General features: G+C 41.5%; 19 protein-coding genes. 13 read left to right on the top strand and 6 right to left on the bottom strand.

The window, feature by feature from the left end; all coding sequences use genetic code 11:
* Nucleotides 1-6: 6 nt before the first annotated feature.
* The 7 genes from ABJD64_RS21895 (at nucleotide 7) to ABJD64_RS21865 (ending at nucleotide 8114) form a co-directional block, all read left to right on the top strand.
* Entirely contained in the window at nucleotides 7-459 is a 453-nt protein-coding gene (locus tag ABJD64_RS21895) for an Lrp/AsnC family transcriptional regulator (protein WP_348181497.1), read from the top strand.
* Between the two features lie 147 nt (nucleotides 460-606).
* The gene (locus ABJD64_RS21890) at nucleotides 607-1977 is read left to right on the top strand and encodes a Gfo/Idh/MocA family oxidoreductase (RefSeq protein ID WP_348181496.1); all 1371 of its coding nucleotides are present in this window, start codon (nucleotides 607-609) and stop codon (nucleotides 1975-1977) included.
* Between the two features lie 73 nt (nucleotides 1978-2050).
* The gene (locus ABJD64_RS21885) at nucleotides 2051-3376 is read left to right on the top strand and encodes a DUF3472 domain-containing protein (RefSeq protein WP_348181495.1); all 1326 of its coding nucleotides are present in this window, start codon (nucleotides 2051-2053) and stop codon (nucleotides 3374-3376) included.
* A 188-nt stretch (nucleotides 3377-3564) separates the two neighbouring features.
* Nucleotides 3565-3903 (top strand): helix-turn-helix transcriptional regulator, encoded by a 339-nt coding sequence (locus ABJD64_RS21880; protein WP_348181494.1) that lies wholly within the window; start codon nucleotides 3565-3567, stop codon nucleotides 3901-3903.
* Nucleotides 3900-6593 carry an ABC transporter permease gene (locus ABJD64_RS21875; RefSeq protein ID WP_348181493.1) on the top strand — a complete coding sequence of 898 codons (2694 nt, stop codon included), beginning with the start codon at nucleotides 3900-3902 and terminating at the stop codon, nucleotides 6591-6593. Before ABJD64_RS21880 ends, ABJD64_RS21875 begins: the two co-directional genes overlap by 4 nt.
* 363 nt (nucleotides 6594-6956) lie before the next feature.
* Entirely contained in the window at nucleotides 6957-7658 is a 702-nt protein-coding gene (locus tag ABJD64_RS21870) for a YafY family protein (protein WP_348181492.1), read from the top strand.
* A 69-nt stretch (nucleotides 7659-7727) separates the two neighbouring features.
* Nucleotides 7728-8114 (top strand): DUF4345 domain-containing protein, encoded by a 387-nt coding sequence (locus ABJD64_RS21865; protein WP_348181491.1) that lies wholly within the window; start codon nucleotides 7728-7730, stop codon nucleotides 8112-8114.
* A 194-nt stretch (nucleotides 8115-8308) separates the two neighbouring features.
* Here the strand turns inward: ABJD64_RS21865 and ABJD64_RS21860 are convergent, their stop codons facing one another.
* On the bottom strand, nucleotides 8309-8572 hold the full coding sequence (locus ABJD64_RS21860) for a hypothetical protein (RefSeq protein WP_348181490.1): 264 nt from the start codon (nucleotides 8570-8572) through the stop codon (nucleotides 8309-8311).
* A 62-nt stretch (nucleotides 8573-8634) separates the two neighbouring features.
* On the opposite strand from ABJD64_RS21860, the gene ABJD64_RS21855 reads away from it, so the two are divergent.
* The 3 genes from ABJD64_RS21855 (at nucleotide 8635) to ABJD64_RS21845 (ending at nucleotide 11065) form a co-directional block, all read left to right on the top strand.
* A complete protein-coding gene (locus ABJD64_RS21855) occupies nucleotides 8635-9213 on the top strand; it encodes a hypothetical protein (RefSeq protein ID WP_348181489.1) in 579 nt (192 codons plus the stop codon).
* A gap of 189 nt (nucleotides 9214-9402) precedes the next feature.
* The gene (locus ABJD64_RS21850) at nucleotides 9403-9774 is read left to right on the top strand and encodes a hypothetical protein (RefSeq protein WP_348181488.1); all 372 of its coding nucleotides are present in this window, start codon (nucleotides 9403-9405) and stop codon (nucleotides 9772-9774) included.
* Complete coding sequence (locus ABJD64_RS21845) at nucleotides 9764-11065, top strand: hypothetical protein (RefSeq protein ID WP_348181487.1); 1302 nt, start codon at nucleotides 9764-9766, stop codon at nucleotides 11063-11065. The genes ABJD64_RS21850 and ABJD64_RS21845 overlap by 11 nt, the downstream gene beginning before the upstream one ends.
* An 84-nt stretch (nucleotides 11066-11149) precedes the next feature.
* Here the strand turns inward: ABJD64_RS21845 and ABJD64_RS21840 are convergent, their stop codons facing one another.
* Entirely contained in the window at nucleotides 11150-11509 is a 360-nt protein-coding gene (locus ABJD64_RS21840) for a hypothetical protein (protein WP_348181486.1), read from the bottom strand.
* Nucleotides 11510-11914: 405 nt separating this feature from the next.
* Here ABJD64_RS21840 and ABJD64_RS21835 point away from each other — a divergent pair, with 405 nt between their 5' ends.
* The gene (locus ABJD64_RS21835; RefSeq protein WP_348181485.1) at nucleotides 11915-12514 is read left to right on the top strand and encodes a hypothetical protein; all 600 of its coding nucleotides are present in this window, start codon (nucleotides 11915-11917) and stop codon (nucleotides 12512-12514) included.
* A gap of 104 nt (nucleotides 12515-12618) precedes the next feature.
* Here the strand turns inward: ABJD64_RS21835 and ABJD64_RS21830 are convergent, their stop codons facing one another.
* Both ABJD64_RS21830 and ABJD64_RS21825 read right to left on the bottom strand, forming a co-directional pair.
* On the bottom strand, nucleotides 12619-12885 hold the full coding sequence (locus ABJD64_RS21830; RefSeq protein WP_348181484.1) for a hypothetical protein: 267 nt from the start codon (nucleotides 12883-12885) through the stop codon (nucleotides 12619-12621).
* Between the two features lie 73 nt (nucleotides 12886-12958).
* Entirely contained in the window at nucleotides 12959-13525 is a 567-nt protein-coding gene (locus ABJD64_RS21825) for a 2'-5' RNA ligase family protein (protein ID WP_348181483.1), read from the bottom strand.
* 90 nt (nucleotides 13526-13615) lie between these two features.
* Between ABJD64_RS21825 and dinB the strand changes: the two genes are divergently transcribed.
* Entirely contained in the window at nucleotides 13616-14833 is a 1218-nt protein-coding gene (gene dinB / locus ABJD64_RS21820; RefSeq protein ID WP_348181482.1) for a DNA polymerase IV, read from the top strand.
* A 258-nt stretch (nucleotides 14834-15091) separates the two neighbouring features.
* Complete coding sequence (dnaE, locus tag ABJD64_RS21815) at nucleotides 15092-18100, top strand: DNA polymerase III subunit alpha (RefSeq protein ID WP_348181481.1); 3009 nt, start codon at nucleotides 15092-15094, stop codon at nucleotides 18098-18100.
* 152 nt (nucleotides 18101-18252) lie between these two features.
* Here the strand turns inward: dnaE and ABJD64_RS21810 are convergent, their stop codons facing one another.
* Both ABJD64_RS21810 and ABJD64_RS21805 read right to left on the bottom strand, forming a co-directional pair.
* Nucleotides 18253-18903 carry a T9SS type A sorting domain-containing protein gene (locus ABJD64_RS21810; RefSeq protein ID WP_348181480.1) on the bottom strand — a complete coding sequence of 217 codons (651 nt, stop codon included), beginning with the start codon at nucleotides 18901-18903 and terminating at the stop codon, nucleotides 18253-18255.
* A gap of 7 nt (nucleotides 18904-18910) precedes the next feature.
* A complete protein-coding gene (locus ABJD64_RS21805) occupies nucleotides 18911-20458 on the bottom strand; it encodes an SUMF1/EgtB/PvdO family nonheme iron enzyme (RefSeq protein ID WP_348181479.1) in 1548 nt (515 codons plus the stop codon).
* Between the last annotated feature and the right edge of the window lie 343 nt (nucleotides 20459-20801).

Below are 20801 nucleotides of genomic sequence, written 5' to 3'. Positions count from 1 at the left end.
GGTCTCATGGATGAAATAGACAAGATCATACTACGCATGCTACAGAAGGATGCAAAAATCACTGCTAAGGAAATTGCCAATAGCCTAAACCTTACTATTTCTCCCGTATATGAACGTATTAGGAGACTCGAAAAAGAGGGATATATAAAGAGGTATGCAGCTATTCTCGACAAGGAACTCATTGGGAGGTCTGTGACGGGCCTGTGCCAGGTTTCTATGCAATATCACAATGCAGCTTTTATTGACAATTTCGAAAAACAAATCCAGGATCTGGACGAAGTACAGGAATGCTATCACATGGCAGGACAAGTAGACTTTATTCTTAAAATCAACGTAAAAAGCTTGGAAGACTATCACGAATTCGTGCGATACAAACTGTCCAAAATTGACAATATTGGTGTGCTCAATACGACTTTTGTGCTCAAAGAGATAAAGCACACCTCAGAATACTACATCTAGCCTATTTGAATGAAACGATGAAGAGCTATTTTTTGGCATTTAGCTCATGAAAGGCAATTTATTACCGCCTGTTTGACGATTTATTCCACACACATCAAACAGACTTTCCCGATTATTGCCATTAGGTTTTATTTATAAAAAATGAATATGGGAAATAATAAGATACAGGAGAGGAGAGATTTTATGAAAAAATCAGCAATGGCTGGACTTTCACTTTCTCTTCTAAGTCCTACCATGCTTTTTGCTGAGAAAAAGGACAAAATCAAACTGGCCTTTATAGGCGTTGGGGCACGAGGGATCAATCATGTGAGACTTGCTACGCAAAGAAAGGACGTGATAATTACGGCAATATGTGATATAGACGAATTAGTACTCAATCGAGCCTCAGATATGGTGGAAAAGGCCGGCGGGAAAAAACCAACACTATTCAGTAAGGGTGACTACGCCTATAGAGAATTACTCAAAGGCAAAGATATAGATGCCGTGATTATTTCTACTCCCTGGACCTGGCATACGCCTATGGCCGTCGATGCCATGAATGCCGGAATAGCCGTAGGTCTTGAAGTAGCCGGAGCCGCGGATATCCAGGAGTGTTGGGATCTGGTGGAAACACAGGAGAAAACCGGTACCCCATTTATGATTCTGGAAAATGTAATCTATCGCCGCGATGTTATGGCCATCTTCAACATGGTGAAATTGGGCATGTTTGGAGAAATGATCCATTTAGAAGGAGGTTACCAACATGATCTACGACATGTCAAATTCAATGACGGAAAGCAGATTTATGGCGGTGGAGTTGAGTTTGGCGAAAAAGGAACCAGTGAAGCGCGCTGGAGGACAGAGCATTCAGTAAAAAGAAACGGAGACCTATATCCTACCCATGGATTAGGGCCCATACATATGATGACTGATATCAACAGAGGTAATAGATATTCTTATCTAACGAGTACATCCTCCAAATCTCGTGGTTTGCACAACTATATTGTAGATCATCCGAAAGGTGGCAAAAGTCATCCAAATGCTGAAGTTGAATTTAATCTTGGTGACGTAGTTACCACAGTAATCAAAACCGTAAACGGCGAAACTATTACGCTGAATCACGACACCAATTTACCAAGACCATACTCCCTTGGTTTTAGAGTGCAGGGTACCAAAGGTATTTGGATGGATTTGAACAAGTCTCTTCATATTGAAGGTGTAAGCCCATCTCACAGGTGGGAAAGTGATGAACCCTATATGAAGGATCACGATCACCAGCTCTGGAAAAAATATGAAAGTCAGGCTACGGGTGCAGGGCATGGCGGCATGGATTTCTTTGTCATTAATGCTTTCATCGAGGCCTTGAAAAGAGAGGCTCCAATGCCCCTCGACGTCTACGATTGTGCTACTTGGTCTGCTGTGACGTGTCTCTCGGAGGAATCTATTGCCAAAGGAAGTGAGCCGATGCCGTTTCCTGATTTCACCAAGGGCAGATGGATCAAACGCAAGCCTATTTTTGGTCAAAATGGTATTTATTAGTTGGTTTAGCGATAATAAAAAGCCTCGTGTTTGATCTCAGGCACGAGTGCTTTGTTTTTCATTTATCACAGATATGTATAAAATCATTAATCAGTCTCTCCATAGAGCTCTAATATGCGCAATCTTGGGTTTGGCCGGATGCTCCGGGGAAAGCGATTCAAGAAAGACCCTGTCGACATTTTCAGTCTCTATACCGGCTGGCGCCAATAGCTGGTTGCTCAACGATCCGATGAGAAGCGATGCTATTATTTCTGACGAGGGTATTCTCAACTGGACCAACGCTGAAGATGAAATTCAAACCTATTTTCGAACGAATAGAATTGGGACTTTTAGTTTAGGGATCAAAGTAGCCGTAAAGTCAGGCGTCTCCAGATTAAAGGTAACGCTAAATGGCATCTCAAAGGAAGTGACTATAGACAATACTACAGCTAAAAATATCTACGTCGGAGAGTTTGAGATCACTCAGATTGGCTACCAAACCATACATATTCAGGGGATTAGCAAAGAGTCTAATACATTTGCCGACATTACACAAGTACTACTGGATGGGGAAGCTGTGGACGGAGAAATACAATACATTAAAGAGGACGTTTACTTTGGCAGGAGAGGCCCTTCCGTACACTTGGTTTTTGATCAGCTTCCTACCTCAAATGATATCGAATGGTTTTACAATGAAATCACAGTACCCGAAGGAGAGGACGTCATTGGTTCCTACTATATGGCCAATGGATTTGGTGAAGGGTATTTTGGCATTCAGGTCAATTCAGAGACAGAAAGAAGAGTCCTGTTTTCGGTATGGAGTCCGTATCAGACAGATGACCCCAGCAGTATTCCAGACGAATACAAGATCGAACTACTAAAAAAAGGTGAAAATGTATACACTGGCGAATTTGGAAATGAGGGCTCCGGAGGTCAGAGCTATCTGGTTCATCCATGGAAGGCGGGAGTCACATACAAGTTCTTGCTAAAAGGAACTCCTGTGGAGAACAGCATGACCGACTATACAGCATACTTTTTTGACCCTGACTTAAACGAATGGTTGCTAATAGCCAGTTTTAGAAGGCCAAAAACGAATACCTATTTGACAAACTTATATTCCTTTTTGGAAAATTTCATTCCAAATGCCGGAGCAAACAGTCGCATGGCTCTCTACTCCAATCAGTGGGTTAGAGACACCACCGGTAGCTGGCATGAAATCACCAACATGAGGTTTGGTGCAGACGCTACAGCTAAAAAACAAGCTCGTCTAGACTACCAGGGGGGTATTGATGGCTCAATTTTCTTTCTCAGAAATTGTGGCTTTTTCAATGACAAAACCGTTATCGACACGCGATTCAATAGGTCAGCTACGGACACTCCTCCTAACATAGATTTTGCTGTATTGCCTCAGGCAAACTAGAGCATTTCTTTTTGGATCTTTGTTGACCGAATCGCACGACTTATCCCAATCGACTTAAAAAAATAATTTAGTCAGTTGAAACTTTCCCATAGGCTTTAGCATCTCACTAATATCAATACTACAATTGTGATATTGCGAATACTTTTTATATTAGCAATACTACAAAATAGATATTGAAGATATTAACTATGAAAGAGTACCAATTAGGAGAATTTGAAGAGATCGTTTTACTGACCGTGGGGGTGCTGTATGACGAAGCATATGGTGTAGCGCTGAAAAACGAAATAGAGGACAGAGGAAAAAGAAGAGTCAGTATAGGGGCGCTTCAATCCACGCTGCGTCGTCTTGAAAAGAAGGGATTCCTTGACAGCAAACTAGGAGAACCGGATAAGGAAAGAGGAGGCAAACCCAAACGATTTTTCAAAATAACCGCCTATGGAAAAAAAGCGCTGATCCATTCTAAAGATGTTCGCCTTGGATTATGGGACTCTATACCAGAGATAGCTCTTGACCTCAAAATGGAATGATAAAACAGTTAGCTTCAAAATTCTTCAAGTTCTATTGTCATGAGGACTATTGGCTGGATATTTCTGGTGACCTGGAGGAGATCTATAGATATAACCTCAAGGCCAACAGGAAATATCCGCAGCTCAGATACCTGATTCAGGTCGTTGAGCTCTTTAGGCCTTCTCTGATGAAATCAATAAGTGAAAACTCAAAAATCTCAAACCATACAATCATGTTAAAAAATTACTTCAACGTGGCTTTCAGAAGCCTGCAAAAAAACCGCCTGTATTCCTTCATCAATATTTTCGGACTCGCCATTGGACTGGCGGCCTTTCTAATGATCAATCATTTTGTAGCCTTTGAAAAGAGCTACGAAAATCATATTGTAAACAAAAATGATATCTACAGGGTACAGCTCGATGTGTACCAAAATGGCGAACTGATTTATAAAAGCTCGGAAAACTACCCAGGCGCCGGACCGGCCTTGCTTGAAGATTTTCCGGATGTCATCAGCTCTGCCAAACTGTACAACATGGGCTCTAAAAACAATGTGGTCATTACTTCAGAAAATGGCGAGGCCAATCCGCAAGCACTGAAGCATAAAAGATTTTTGTACGCAGAGGCTGCATTCTTACCCATGTTTTCTAATCAAATGATACAAGGAGACGCAGCCACCGCACTAGAAAAACCATTTACAATTGTCATCTCGGAATCCATGGCCAAAAAATATTTTGGAAATGAAAATCCGATGGGCAAATTGCTACGCCTGGAAGATGACGACTTCAACAATGAACTGTGCGAGGTGACTGGTGTATTCAAAGATGTACCCGAAAACACGCACCTCAAGTATGACGTGTTAATTTCGTTCAACACCCTATTTGCCCGAGACACCAGAGGAACAGGCTGGGCACAAACGCGATATGGAAACGGATGGAAAAGAAAAGATTTCTACACTTATGTTCAACTCCAGCCCAATACCGACCCTAAAAAACTAGAGTCTCAATTTTCTGCACTGGTAGACAAATACAAACCAGAAAACCAAGAGCGAAATATGAAAGATGTGCTGTCTCTTCAAAAAGTCAAAGACATCCACCTTTTTTCACAGCTTACCGACGAAGCCGAAGTAAATGGCAATGGCGACGGTGTGTTCTACATTTCCATCATTGCCTTCTTCATCCTTATTATTGCCTGGGTCAATTACATCAATTTGAGCACGGCCAGAGCTTTCGACCGAGGCCGGGAAGTAGGGCTGCGCAAGGTGATGGGATCGTACAGATCTTCCTTAATCACGCAATTTTTGGTAGAGTCCCTGGTCATCAATGGCCTGGCCATGTTACTCGCCTTTGCTATGATATTCATCACCACTAACTTTTTTCACAACCTGAGTGGTACTCCCCTTAGCTATGTGATATGGTCACAGTCCTGGTTTTGGATGCTGGTTGGGGGCATTATACTCATCGGATCTTTACTATCAGGTATTTACCCTGCATTTGTCCTGTCTTCGTTCAAGCCCGTGCAGGTATTACATGGCAAATTACGCACCTCTTCAGGAGGCGTGGCACTGAGAAAGGCACTGGTTATTTTTCAATTTGCCATGTCCGTAGCCCTAATCGTAGGGACAGCCACCGTGTTTGACCAGATGGAATACATGCAAAATCGCGACCTTGGATTTGATATGAACCAAACCATCGTGGTAGAGCGTCCGCCCAAACAGGACACTTCCCGACAAGTCAGAATTGCCAATGTCCTGTCATTTAAAACTGGTCTGAAACAAAGACCTGAGATTCTCTCTGTGGCAGGCTCCACGCTATTGCCTGGCAAAAAACTTCGATTTAAGACACCTATCCGAACCAGCCTGCAATCACAAGAAGAGGCGGTTCCTTTGAGTGTAGCGGGAATAGATTTTGATTTTGCCGAGTCTATGGATATGAAGATTATTGCCGGTCGTTCATTTTCGGAAGAACTCCGCGACGATCTCGACAGTCTGGTCATACTGACCGAAAATGCATCCAGAGCCATGGGGTTCGAAAAGCCCGAAGACGCCATTGGCAAACGCATAGAAATAGAAAGGTTCAGATGGAGCCCATCCATAGTAGGCGTAATGGCCGACTATCATCAGGAAAACCTAAAAGAAGAAAAGCCAAAAACTCTGATTTATTTAAGCGGTGGTGGATCAGAATATTTCATGATCAAGATAAACGCCAACAGTGCTTCTCAGGCCATTACCTCCATAGAAGAGCAATGGCACAAAAGCTTCGCGGGCAACCCGTTTCATTACTTCTTCCTGGATGAGTATTTCAATAGCTATTACGAATCCGAACGACAGTTCAAAGACCTATTCGCTGCCTTCTCTATCCTAGCCATTATTGTGGGGTGTCTGGGGCTGTTCGGGCTATCCTCATTCACAGCCATCCAGCGTGCTCGAGAAATCGCCATTCGAAAAGTACTGGGCAGTACGGTACTCAACATCATTCAATTACTATCTAAGGAATTTTTGATTTTGGTGGGTACGGCTACGCTCATCATCTGGCCGGTAAGTTATTACCTCATGGATCAGTGGCTGAGCAACTATCCCTATCGAATCAATATCGGCTGGAGCTCTTTCTTGTATTCGGGTGTAGTGGTACTGTTTGTTACCGCCGTGACCATCAGCTATCAGACCCTCAAGTCGGCTACTGCCAATCCGGTGGATGCGTTGAATCATGAGTAAGTAACATACGTCATTGCGAGGCCAGAGATCCGAACTAAAATAGGATACGTCATTGTGAGTACTGCAATTCGATGATAATCGAATGCAGAACGTGGCAATCTTAAGCTTAATTCCCAAAACAAGCTTAAGATTGCCTCTTCGATCCACTACTTCCTCTCATCGCAATGACGTCATATCGAGCGAAGCGAGATATCTCCATCGCTATTGCAGATGGGCAGAGACTCCAGGTGGTGTTCCATCGGGCAACGCTTGCTCAGTCCCTCCCATCCCTTTGATCCCTTCGTCAAAATAGCTACCTTAAGCTCTCAGTTCTGTTAGTTATGGGGATGATATGGCAGTCACCCTTATGTAGAAAATACAAAAATGGAAGAAGACGATAAACCAAGACTTTCGAGATTAACTGCCTTAATCACCCAACTCCAATCCAAAAGAATAGTCACTGCAAAGTATCTTGCCGAAAGGCATAATGTAAGTGTGAGGACGATTTACCGGGATATTCGAGCACTGGAAAAATCGGGAATACCCATTATCACCGAAGAAGGCAAAGGCTATTCTATCATGGAAGGATATCACCTTCCGCCTGTCCTGTTTACTGAAGACGAAGCCAATGCCCTAATCACTATGGAGCAATTGGTAATTAAAAACAAAGATCAATCATTAGTCGAAAATGTTTCCGGAGCCATAGAGAAAATAAAAGCCATTTTAAGGTACTCTCAAAAGGGAAATGCAGATCTGCTGACAGATAGAGTTTACTTTGGTGGTAATAATAATGAAGAGAAAACGAGCGACAACCTGATGCAGCTTCAATCGGCCATTATCCATTTTCAGGTCTTAAAAATTGAATACCATTCTTCTGAAAAGAAGCGAACCACCCGGGACATCGAACCTTTTGCCGTCTACAGCATCAACGGAAACTTTCTTCTCATTGCTTTTTGTAGATTAAGAAATGATTTTAGAGCATTTAGAATAGATTTCATCGAATCATTGGTCCCGCAAAACGAGACTTTTACGCCCCACGACATGACCTTGAAGGAGTATTTTGAAAAATATGTAAAAAATCAATGACACCCCTGACATACGGCTGTCACTACCTCATTTTAACTTTGTTTTTGTAGAAACTAAAAGCAATTAAAAATGGAAATTTTCAAAATCGTAACTCTATCCTTATCGGGTCTTATGTTATTCTTTGTTGGTGCCATGCGGCTAAGCAACCCCATAAAAACGTATGCAAAGAATTCCGGGATTCAACTCGAAAATGACGTCAACCTGCTAAACGAAATGAGAGGCGTAGGTGCAGTTATGTTATGTAGTGGGCTAATTATTTTACTGGGAACGGTTGTACCCGTATTAACCTTCACATCATTCATCGTTGCCACTTTGATATTTATAGGATTTGCCATCGGCAGGATATTGAGTATGGTATCAGATGGAAAACCCAATAAACAGCTCAGCCAGGGACTCGTTTTCGAGCTGGTCTTCGGCGCTTTAAATATTGCTTGCCTGCTCAGTACAATGGTTTAAGAATTTAGATTAAGTATAGCCCCTGGTTATAGGTGTATCAGGGGCCACGTCACTGCGAATAGAGAGTCAAACAAAGGACGTCAATGCGAGCCCGGAGGTCCGAACTAAAATAGGATACGTCATTGCGAGTACTGCAATTCGATGATAATCGAATGCAGAACGTGGCAATCTTAAGCTTAATTCCCAAAACAAGCTTAAGATTGCCTCTTCGATCCACTGCGTCCCGCTCCGTTCGCAATGACGTCATATCGAGCGGAGCGAGATATCTCCATCGCTATCGCAGATGAGCGGAGATTCCAGGTGGTGTTCCATCGAGCAACGTTTACCCTGTCTCCCCCTCTCTTTGATCCCACCTCCAAAATCGTTACCTTCATACCTCCGAGGCTGATCCAGCAGTCAGCTTCACACAGCACTTCTGAGAGATTAATTGTATTTATTGAAAGGTGGATGACATGCACAATACTACTAGTTAATGTGTCGAACGTCAGAAGCTTGTTATTTCCTCAAAAAACCGACTGCGATGAAATATTTAGTCCAATCTATTCTTCTCACTTTATCGGTAAGTACTTTTTTCTGTTTCACTGATGTTGACAGTAAGATTGATATTGATTCACCATTGTCAAATACAAATTCCTTACAGACCGATTCCATTGAAAACCCATTTAGAATGTTTAAAGGTGAGTGGCTGCTAAAGGATAATATTTTTGAGTCGGAATTCGATGGCGAGTACAACGCAAACGTCAATCCCAACATGAGCTTTATAGCCAAAGAGTTTAACACAAAAACCAGCATATTTTGGATAGAAGATCTGGGTAGCATAAGGGCCCAGATTTATTGGACCTACAATTCCAGAACACGTGAAGTCAATCACCTTTCCAGCAATTCGAACGGTGGGGGTGCCATTGGAAAAGGAAAGTTTAAGGAGAATGGAGATTTAGAACTGAAGTTGATCTTTAACAATGCATGCGAGGGCTGTTACCAGGTATTCTCCTACGAATGGAAATCGGAGGATGAACTTTTTTTCAGATCACGCCTTTTTGAGAATGACCAGTCTACCGGGAATTATTATGGTTTCACCCTTATTCGAAAAAACAATTGACAAGTCTCTCGTATCGGCCTACCTTCCCTTTGATCCCACCTTCAAAATCGCTACCTTCATACGTCCGAGGCTGATCCAGCAGTCAGCTTCACACAGCACTTCTGAGAGAGATTAATTGTTTTATTGAATGATAGATAGCATGCATAGGTGTATGTTATATTTAATATTAGACGCAATAGAGCCTACTCCATGGAAAAGACAATTATTAAAATACACGCAATTGGATTTGAAGGTAGTGAAGAGTTATCTGACTTATCACAAAGCCTTGATATTAAGTCAATAAATAAGTACGGGTTCGGAGGAATAGAGGATTTAATGACAATTTTCATTCTAGAGGTGGTAAAAAATGCCGCAAAAAAAACTATCAATAAAATCGAAGTTTTTGCAGTTGAGCTCTACAAGTCTCTTCAAGCTAATAAAACACAAGAATTACAAGAGATAATCGTCACGATCGAACATGAAGGTGATGAACTTTTTAAAAAAACATTAAGAGTAGAAGAATTATCTCAACTACCTCAAATTGTAAGCGACCAACTAAAAAAAGATCTTAATGGCCAATGAAGGGTTTACTAGGGAAGAAGTAAATCAATTCCTTTCGGGTTTCCGACATTATATGGAAGAAATCATTCCCATCTATTCTAGGTACAATGATATTATTTTACCCAATGAGGAATTACCCGTAATACAATTTTTCTCTACTGAAGCAAAGATCCATTTTCTTAAAATAAGAGACAAGGGTTACTTAGCTTGGGATTTACGATGGATTCAACATGTTCAGGGCTTTTTAAAGTGTTATTACTTTTTTCAACATCGTAGATCTGATTTTACCACTTTGGAGAAATTTGGTCAATCATCCAGATACAGGCTTGAAAGACTAACTTCTCAATTCCTTTTGGATAAGCTAAATCATAGAAACTCACAATTCTTGAAACTGAAAGAGGAAGATCGGTTATTACGAATTTCAACCTTTTTCTTTGAGAAATGTCAGCAGATTTTAAAGGAGGCAGATCCTAATGGCTTGACGTTTCCTCAAGAAAAATATGATGACCTTCACTGGGCAGCCGCAGCAATTGAATCACTCACGGTCGACCATGAAATTATTCATTATGCCGAATTAGGGGCAAAAGACGTGATTGATTTTGAGAAACTTGAATTAGAAAAATTTATCAAATTTCTTCGCGGTGCTGGTGAACATATGATTTTTAATGAGTTTGGTTATTTTGATTGGAAATATTTAGAACAAGTTGAGATTGGAGCTACTCTTAAAAAAGCACTAAATGTATTGGAATCTGGAAATAAGCAGATTCAGCAAGAGATTTATGCAGATTTAATAGCCGTCAGAGGAAGTATTAGATGGCTAATAAAAAAAAATAATTTGTTTAATTGTCCTATTGAACAGCAGGCTCCTGCCTATGCCCAACTTTATGAAGGTATTATGTTATGGCAAATAAGTCTGATCTATTTTGATGGCTTAAATTATGAGATTTCATCAGTTTTTGAGATGGAAAATAAACAAAGGTCATTTTCAAATACGGACATTGGGGCAAGAAAATTTATTGTAAATACGTATTGTTGGTTTTTCTTAATGTCCTATTCAGATATCAATCTTGCAAATCCCACAAGTAGTAAAAACTACAAGATAATGGAAGCTGAAATGCGAAAAGTGGAACAAAATATTCAAGGTTTTATGACCGTTTTTTCTCGCGTGGGAATGGATATCCATAGATATCTCGACTATTTGAAGTTAATCCATGGTCCTTTTTATGACAAGAAACAACTTACGAAAAAAATAATAGAGGCAAACAATTTCCCTACTCCTCAAAAAGCATCTAACAAACACCATCACTCATAAGCTAACCACCCCACTGGCACAGGTTTGCAACCTGTGCCATCAACCAAATAAAAGCAGGACCACCCACGCAGCCCTGCCCCCCTTTCACGCCTTCGCCATTTCCTCCAACCCTTCCCACAAAATTTTCAAATCGAAGAGTGCATTTTTCTCTGCCGTATCAAAGCATAAATCCGAGTGATACAAAGCAAAATCATGAATCATTTGTAGAGAATGAATGAACTCGTCTGCGCCTTTGAATCGAATGAGTTCTATGAATTCCTTTTCAGAAGAATTCACCAGATTCAGATGTTTGGATGCATCAAATGCACGGCTCACATCTTCCAGGAATTTGAGTTGATGGTACGAGAGCGTTTGTCCCTTTTTTAGATCGGTGATCAGTAGCCCATAGGGTGTTTGTACCAGGTGATCTTCGATACAAATCAATTGACCATTTGAAGTTCGCATAATGAAATGGTTTAAATGAATAAAAAGAGGAGAGGTCACTGCGAACTTCATCAAAGCGGTGCTTTAATTTGGTCTCGGGACTTACACCCGTATGCCTCTCCAGGATTTTTGGTTTAAACCGTAATTGTGATAGTAACACCATGATAATTTGATAAAATTCGCAATTCAAAGATACGACTTATAATGAAAATGGTGGAAGGAAAAACGGATAAGGGGAGGCTAAGCCTACTGGGTTCCTATATCAAACAGAAACCCTGGTGGCCCTCGGGAACTTGCTCATTCTCACTAGCATGCCACACCATCTCTTGCGAATCTCGTTTCGTTCGATTTCACTACTTTAGAAGAAATTTATCGAATCTATACGCACGCCTTCACGGGCATTAGCAATTATATAACCCATCCCAAATGAAATATCTTATCGCTACTATATTTTTTTCATTAGCACAATGCGGTCTTTCCCAACCACTAGCTGAAGAATGGTATTCGAACGTTGATTCTCTGATCGTTATGAATATTGAAAATGAGGAAGAAGAAATACTGACTACTGGTCAACTTGAGAATCTTGGGCTAAATAAACATTGCTATGAAGTGAAGCATCACTTCATATCGACTTCATCTAGAGACATTTTCAAGCTATTTCAGGAATTGAAATTTGAATCAACCACAGATATGTACTTCTGTGGTTACAACTATTCCATCACAGCTTTCAAAGAGGGCAAAAAAGCACTCGAAATCTCATTTAATTCTGAGTGTAATTTTGCCATTATTACCGAATTGGGTCGATTTAAAACTACAAATCTATTTGATAATCCTGCGTTGATGAAATTCAATGATTGGCAAGAAGAGACATGCTATTTTTTAGACCTTTATGAAAAGAAAAATCATTTTGACTCTCTGAAATCTATCAAGAATCTTAACATTATAGAATCAAATATGAACATTGAAAAATCTTCGCTGGATGAAGTAATAACATTAATAGCGAAGTATGAAATAACAAATCGCTAACAAAGTTTATCGCAACCTGTGCCAATCAACCAAAACATAAAGTCAGGACCAAATCTTAGCCTGTCTACTCAATTCGGTATTAGTCTAAAACCTGTCAACTTATTTTAAGACACCTCAATTAGTGCGCTTGCTTCATTGTAAAACCCACCTGCATCACGGAAAAATAGGTTTGTGTCACAGGAAAATGCATCTGTGTCATGAATAAATGCGTTTGCGTCACTCAGAAATGCGATTGTGTCACTAGAAAATGGGTTTGTATCACTCAGAAATGCATCTGTGTCACCAAAAAATGCGATTGTATCATTGAAAAATGAGTTTGTTTCATGAGAAAACACGATTGCGTCGTCAAAAAATGCATCTGCGTCACTCAAACCCCAACAGAAGTGACAGCTATAACCAAAAGCTATCGAACACTAAAGCCTGACTACCACTGATCCGGTGGAATCATGAATAAACCGGATACAAATCCAATAGAGGTAGTTTTTTAAATACTTCGAACGGACGCTCAGGGCTAGTTCTTCTGAGAACGGTAAGCTCGTACGCATCAAAAGTTCTGGTGTAGCTTTTGAATGAATATTCAAAGCAATACGCCTTATTGAATATTCGGCGTTCGAGTCCCTTGGCAATAGTCAAATGTGGTGTATGAATCATTCGACTCGATTTCCTTAGGTGGTATAGTGTGACCAGCTGACCAAAGGCCTCAGCAATTTTTTCAAAACTTTCACACGCTTCTAAATGAGCAAAAATAGTACGTGAATCAGCAAAAGCATCAAAGCCATCTATCGTAAACGTGAAGCTTTCTATTTCGCTGATAGACTCGACCAACTGAGCAAAAAATGGCTCCTCCATACCCGAAGGTATCCTTACATTTCCCACCGTAATGTGGCCAATGGAATGTACGCCATCAAAATACCCATACCGATCGCCAAACTGCCTTTTAAACTCAGAAATTTCATCTCTAACATTCACAGGAAGTGAAAAAATGATTGCGTATTCGTTTGGATAGCTCATGGATTCAATGATTTAGTTTACACTAATTTACTAATTATTTTAGTTATTACTATATATTTTAGTAAATTTGTCAGAAACTCTAAAAGAATAATGAACTACCAAAAGTCCATCGTACATATGGATCTGGACACCTTCTTTGTCTCCTGTGAGCGACTGATAGAACCCAGGCTCATAGGCAAACCCGTCCTTATAGGCGGCACATCAGATCGTGGCGTAGTAGCCTCCTGCAGCTACGAAGCCCGGGCTTTTGGCATCCACTCTGCTATGCCCATGAAAATGGCACGTCAGCTCTGCCCCGAAGCCATCATCATCAAGGGAAATTCCGGACTCTACACCAAAAAGTCGCAGGAAGTAACCGAAATTATAAAGGAGAACGTGCCCCTGTTTGAGAAGTCTTCCATCGACGAGTTTTACATCGATCTTTCAGGCATGGACCATTTTTTTGGCTGCATGCAATGGGCTTCAGAGATCAAGAAAAAAATAGTGAAAGAAACCCATTTGCCCATCTCTTTTGGGCTTTCGCAAAACAAAACGGTCTCCAAAGTAGCCACTAATGAGATTAAGCCCAACAACCAGTTGCAGATCATGCACGGCCAGGAAAAAGCTTTTCTGGCTCCTCTGTCAGTGAAAAAAATACCTATGGTAGGAGAGAAAACCTACCATGCACTTCGCCAACTCGGCATCCGCTATGTCCGGACACTCCAGGAGATGCCTGTAGAATTGATGGAAAGGACTTTTGGCCTGCACGGAGTGAAAATGTGGAAAAAAGCCCAGGGAATTGACAACACACCCGTCATTCCCCACCAGGAAAGAAAATCCATTTCTACAGAGCGCACTTTCGACAGAGATACCACAGATGTAACCAAACTCAAAAGCATCATGCTGGCCATGGCCGAAAACCTAGCCTTTCAGCTCAGAAGAGGGCAAAAACTGACAGCATGTATCACGGTAAAAGTTCGTTATTCTGACTTCAATACCTACACCCTGCAAAACAAAATCCCTCACACTTCTGCCGATCACATCCTGATTCCAAAAATCATGGAAATGTTTGACAGACTATATAATAAGCGCCTCTTGGTCAGACTTATTGGGGTTCGCTACAGCCACCTGGCAGAAGGTCATTACCAAATCAACCTCTTTGAAGACAGCGAAGAAATCATCCGTCTCTATCAAGCCATGGACAAAATCCGGGATAAGCACGGAGACAGAAAAGTGATGCGTGCTTCAGGCATTGAAGCCCGTACCATCAGCCGATTCAATCCATTTACCGGCGAGCCACCACCACTATTGGCTAACAGAAGAAATTAAAAACAAACCATGAGATCTGATAAAACTGATATGAATGCCACAATATTCGCCGAAAGATGGGATAGCTCATTCTTCAAGATTATTCGATCCAGCGGGAGGGAAGAAAATTTGGCGCGGCGGGGAAGGCATGTGAGTAAAGGCTTTAAAATTTTCTTGAACTCTTTGCTTACTTTCTGTTTCAAGACAGAAAGTAAGAGCCTGTCCGGCTTGAGGACATATCAATCAAAAGGTTTTGTACCCGTTAATTCAAAATGAGTCATGTACCTCAACACCCACTCATATTTCAGTTTCAAGTATGGAGTCATGTCCACCGATATGCTATTGCAAGAAGCGCAAAACAAAGAGATTTCGGCCTTTGCTCTCACAGACATCAATAGTACGGCCGGGTGTATGAGATTTGTCAGAGACGCTCCTAAATACGGTATCCGCCCTATCATTGGAGTAGATTTTAGAAATGGCACCCAACAGCAGTTTGTGGCTATTGCCAAAAACAATGAAGGCTTCCAGGAAATCAATATTTTCTTATCCAAGCACCTGCATCATGACATCGAAATTCCTGATCAGGCACCCGAATTCAAAAATGTTTATATAATCTACCCCTTTCTGTCCAACCCCACCCATCAGCTACTGGCTCATGAATACATAGGCATAACACCTCGTGAACTACTGAAGATCAATTTCTCCAAATGGAAAGACCAGTTGGACAAACTGGTCATGTTTCCAACCATTACCTTCAGAGATAAACGAGACTTCAATATTCACCGACTGCTACGTGCCATAGACAACAATACGCTACTAAGCAAATTGCCCAAAAACGAAGAAGGCTTGCCATCTGATCTGATCTACTCAAAGTCCGATTTGTTAGATCTGTACAAGAACAACGATCAGCTCATCCTGAATACAAAAGAGGTCATTGAAAGCTGCAACATCTACTTTGAGTACGGTGACAAATATCCACACAAAAACATTCAAACCTACACAGGGTCTGACGAAGAAGACTATCAACTCATTCGACGCAAGTGTCTGGACGGCCTATCCTATCGATATCGTGATCCGGGTTATAAAATATACAGAAGATTAGCCGCAGAACTTCAAATCATCAGACAGAAGGGTTTTGTTTCCTATTTTTTGGTGAATTGGGACATCATCGACTACGCACTGCGAAAAGAATATTTCTATGTAGGAAGGGGAAGTGGTGCCAACAGTATCGTAGCCTACCTGCTTCGAATCACTGACGTAGATCCTATAGAACTCGATCTCTATTTCGAGCGGTTCATCAATCTCTACCGCAAAAATCCTCCTGACTTTGATATCGATTTTTCCTGGCGTGACCGAGATGATATCACTAAGTATATTTTTGAGCGATTTGGTTATGACCACGTGAGCCTATTAGCCACCTACAACACTTTCAAGTTCAAAGCTGCTGTGCGTGAGCTAGGAAAAGTATGTGGACTACCCCCACATGAAATCAGTGTATTATCAGCCATCGACCGGGACCATCTCGAAACAGCCATCAAGAATTATGATGGCCTCGCTCGTTCGGTCTTAAAATATGCCTTTTTGATGGATGGGATCCCCAGTCATCTGAGTGTACATGCCAGTGGTATCATTATCTCTGAAAAACCCATCTATCATTTTACAGCCACCAGCATGCCACCCAAAGGTTTTCCCATTACTCATTTCGACATGGTAGAGGCTGAAGATGCCGGTCTTTTCAAGTTTGATATTTTGAGTCAAAGAGGCTTGGGCAAAATAAAGGATAGCCTGGCCATCATCAGGTATAACAATCCTGACCACGAGGAGATTGACATCCATGATACTAAAAGATTTTTTGAAGATGAAAAAGTCAAAGACCTATTTAGAAACGGTCGGGCGATCGGTTGTTTCTATGTAGAGTCGCCAGCCATGCGCATGCTTTTGAAAAAATTGCGTGCCGACCACTACCTGGGCCTGGTAGCAGCCAGCTCTGTGATTCGTCCGGGCGTAGCCAAATCAGGTATGATGCGTGAGTACATTCTCCGGTTTCGTATACCCGAAAGGCGTAAAGAAGCCCACCCGATACTAGCCGATCTCATGCCTGAAACTTTTGGGGTAATGGTATACCAGGAAGATGTAATTAAAGTAGCACACTACTTTGCCGGATTGACACTGGGAGAAGCAGACAGACTACGACGGGGGATGTCTGGCAAATACCGTTCTCGAGATGAGTTTAAAGAAGTAGAACGACAGTTTTTTATTAGTTGCAAAAACATGGGCCATGACGAAAAACTCACCCATGATGTATGGTATCAAATCATGAGTTTTGCCGGTTATGCTTTCGCTAAAGGGCACTCGGCTTCCTACGCTATTGAAAGCTATCAATGCCTGTACCTGAAAGCACACTATCCATTGGAGTATCTTGTAAGCGTGATCAATAACGGAGGAGGCTTCTATGGTATAGATCTATATGTTCATGAAGCCCGGATGCATGGTGCAACCATCGAAGCCCCTTGTATCAACACTTCTTATAACGAAACCATCATAAGAGGAAAAACCATCTACCTGGGGTTTCACATTGTGAAAGAACTCGAAAATCAAACGATAAAAGAAATCCTGAGCAAAAGAGAAGATTACGGACCTTTCCAAAACCTGGAACAATTTACCAACTGCGTAACCGTCTCTCTTGAACAACTTAAAATACTAATAAGAATTGGTGCCTTTAAGACTATAGACTCAAACAAAAAGAAACTACTGTGGCACGCTCATCTACTATTATCTAAAAGCTCCAAGTATACCGTTCCTACACTCTTTCAGGCCAGAGCAAAAAGGTATAAACTACCCGCGCTATATCATGATCCCAGGGAGGATGGCTTTGACGAAATGGAAATTTTGCACTTCCCGCTCAAAGATCCTTTCAGTCTCATTAAAGAATACGATGGCCAGGATATTATTCTAGCCGAAGAGATGGCTAAACACAAAAATAAGATGGTTACTATGCTTGGCTATATGATCACTCAGAAACGCACCAAAACTTCGAATAGTAAAAACATGAGTTTCGGTACTTTTATCGATCAGGCAGGTGACTTTATAGACACTGTGCACTTTCCTCCTTCTCTTCGCCAATATCCCTTTCGGGGAAAAGGCATTTATGAGATCAAAGGCAAAGTGGTAGAAGAATTTGATTTTGTGTCTGTGGAAGTAACAGCTATGATAAGAATCCATTATGTGAATATGGATGACCTGGAGCCTATGGCAGAACATCATACCCCTATACTTATAAAAGCTTGATCAGATACAGTTCCCTACGCATGGTCTGGGGAATCTTGTCTACCATCGCATTGGGGGAAATTGAGGGAACTGCGACCCTGGGTGACTTATACTTAAATTCAATAGTGGCCAACCAATAATAGCTAACGATCAGCCACCGTTTGAGATTGGGTTTATCTGATTTTGATAAATCTGTTTGAAATGGTCTTGTCATTAGGCAAGTAAATATTCAAGAAGTATTGTCCCTCGGTTAGATGCCGAATATCCATTTGTTGTCCATTTATATCTACCTTAACTTCCTTCCCCTCCAAGGAGTGTACATGGATTACTGCATTTGGAGAAAGAAACGGGAGATGAATAACATCCTTTGATGGTACTGGATAAATCACCTGACCAGCAGGAATAAATACGGCAGAAAAATTATCTGAAATACTTTCTGTGCCATCATAGTCCACCTGAATGAGTCGATAATAATTGATTCCAGCCTGTGGAAAATAATCTATCAAAGAATAGCGATGATGTACATGAGTAGTTCCTGAGCCATTTACTCGCCCCACGACTCCATAATGTTTATTATCTATGAGTTTTTGAACTTCAAAATATTCATTGTTTTCTTCCGCTAACGTGGACCATGTAATCAACAAATGTTGTCGATCTTGCTCGGCTTGAAAACTTTCATAATTAACAAAAAGTGGTGGCCCATGAAACAACGAGACGCCAGAGTAAGAAGCAGGATCAGGGCTATCTCCTCCATAATATTTTCCTTGTCCCATCGCATGAAGACAAAAGGTAAAAAGTACGCCATATAGAATCTTTTTCATCATACAGAATTTAAGGTGCGGTGCGTACCATACGCATAGTGTCATCATAGTATCTAATGTAATAAAATGAAGTAGCCATCCTTCGAGATGATACCCTCATATTTAAAGTCACTGGGCTAGGAAAATCGAATCCAGCACCTCTGTATCCGGCACCTATCACATCATCTACTCCATTTGATCCTGAGTGTCCCGGCCAGTCCAGATTAGTGGCATTACCAAGACTATTCAACTCACCATCACCATGAGTTCCCTCAAAGGCTCTGCCTTCTGGCCTCCCTACTGTGATTGCTCGCTCCCAGCAATTACCACTCATTTCCATGATGCCCCAATAGGTGGCGCCTGCTGACTCTCTTCCCGTATTATTGGGGTTAGCAGCAAATACGCCCGCTCTAATGGCAGCACCTAATGCGTTTACATTGTTGAACCAGGCATTTCCTGAGACTACACTATAACCGGCCGTAAGGCCTTCGTTCACCTGCCCAATACTCCCAATCGTTGGAAAAGTATTATTGAGATTAGTTGTACCCCAAGCGTATTCTCCAGGGACTGGTGTCAGCGTGCCTCTACAGGCCTTCTCAAACTCCAATTCGGTCATAGGCCTAAGTCCTGCCCAGTCTGCATACGCGGCCCCATCAAAATATTCTAAAAAAATAGCGGGAACATGAGGTGTCGTTGTAACTACATTAGGAACGGTACCCGTCAGCGTATATCTCCGTGCTGCTTCATCTTCCGACGCATGTGGATCTTCTTCAAATCGATTCTGAGCCTGTAGGTCGGATAATGTATTTATGAAAGCCACATATTCCCCCTGGGTCAACTCATATTTCATACAATAAAAAGCTTGATAGCCTTTGGGATAAGCAGCTGGTAAAATTTGAGATTGCGTATCATTGTAATCATCCATGGATATTGTATTGTAAGGTGCTGGAATAAAATCACCATTATTAGACATCCCGGCTCCATTGTTATTGCCTAGACTTCCTACAGCCCCGCCACCTAATACAATGGCAGATTCGGAAGTGACTTGATAAGCATTTCCTGATGTACCTGCCTCGAAATGGCCTTGCACATCAACAACCGACCCATCGCCTAACCAAAAATTACCTTGAGGAACATATACCATTTCGATCCCAAAGACATTCATGGTAAGGTCTTCGAAATCTGTAATTCCATCTTGACCATAATTCCACCTTAACCTTAGATTTTGAAAAGTTACAGTTCCAGTTCCTATGGCAGAACGATAGAGGAATACACCTTTGCCATCTGAAGGGGTTGTGATCGTACCTCCCATTGGTGAGGTATGCCCATCGGCCGACCCATCGACATAATTGAGTTCGGCATGATGCCAGGTGTCATCAGTAGTGTACTTAATGAATAACCAGACGGCGTCCCAATTTTCTGCATCTCGCCAAGAGTTTTCCCAGCTCACATCCATTTCTATAATGGCGAATTGATCCACGGCTTCTATGCTAATAACTTCCAAATTAGTGATCTGCATATTGTTGGCCCTCGAGAAAAAAGGAACTAATAATAAAAATAGCAAGTATGAGATTTTCATATTTTCTCTTTTTGCCATCCAATTTAGGATAAGAGGCTTTTTAACTCACCTATTAGGCAGTCTACAAATGGACTACAAGCGTAAAAAAATAGATTCTACCTTGACAAAACTCCTCTTTGAGGTCTTAGCCAGTCAGCGTTGAAAGCTGCACACAAAATGAGTTTGAATATATTGAGGCTTGTTGATAAAACCGGGGTGCACAGTCTGGCAACGATCGTTCGACGATGGCTACTCTCGTTCTGCGTACGGCCGCCTATTCCCTATTACCATAGTAGTTTTTGGGCATAAAAAAACCCTTACATCGTTGATGCAAGGGTTTTGATAAAAACTGGCGACGACCTAC

Origin of the sequence: Reichenbachiella sp. (genome assembly GCF_039944555.1) — a bacterium.
Lineage (GTDB): Bacteria > Bacteroidota > Bacteroidia > Cytophagales > Cyclobacteriaceae > Reichenbachiella.
The sequence above is the reverse complement of the archived record's forward strand: the minus strand, read 5'-3'. Positions and strand labels throughout refer to the sequence as shown.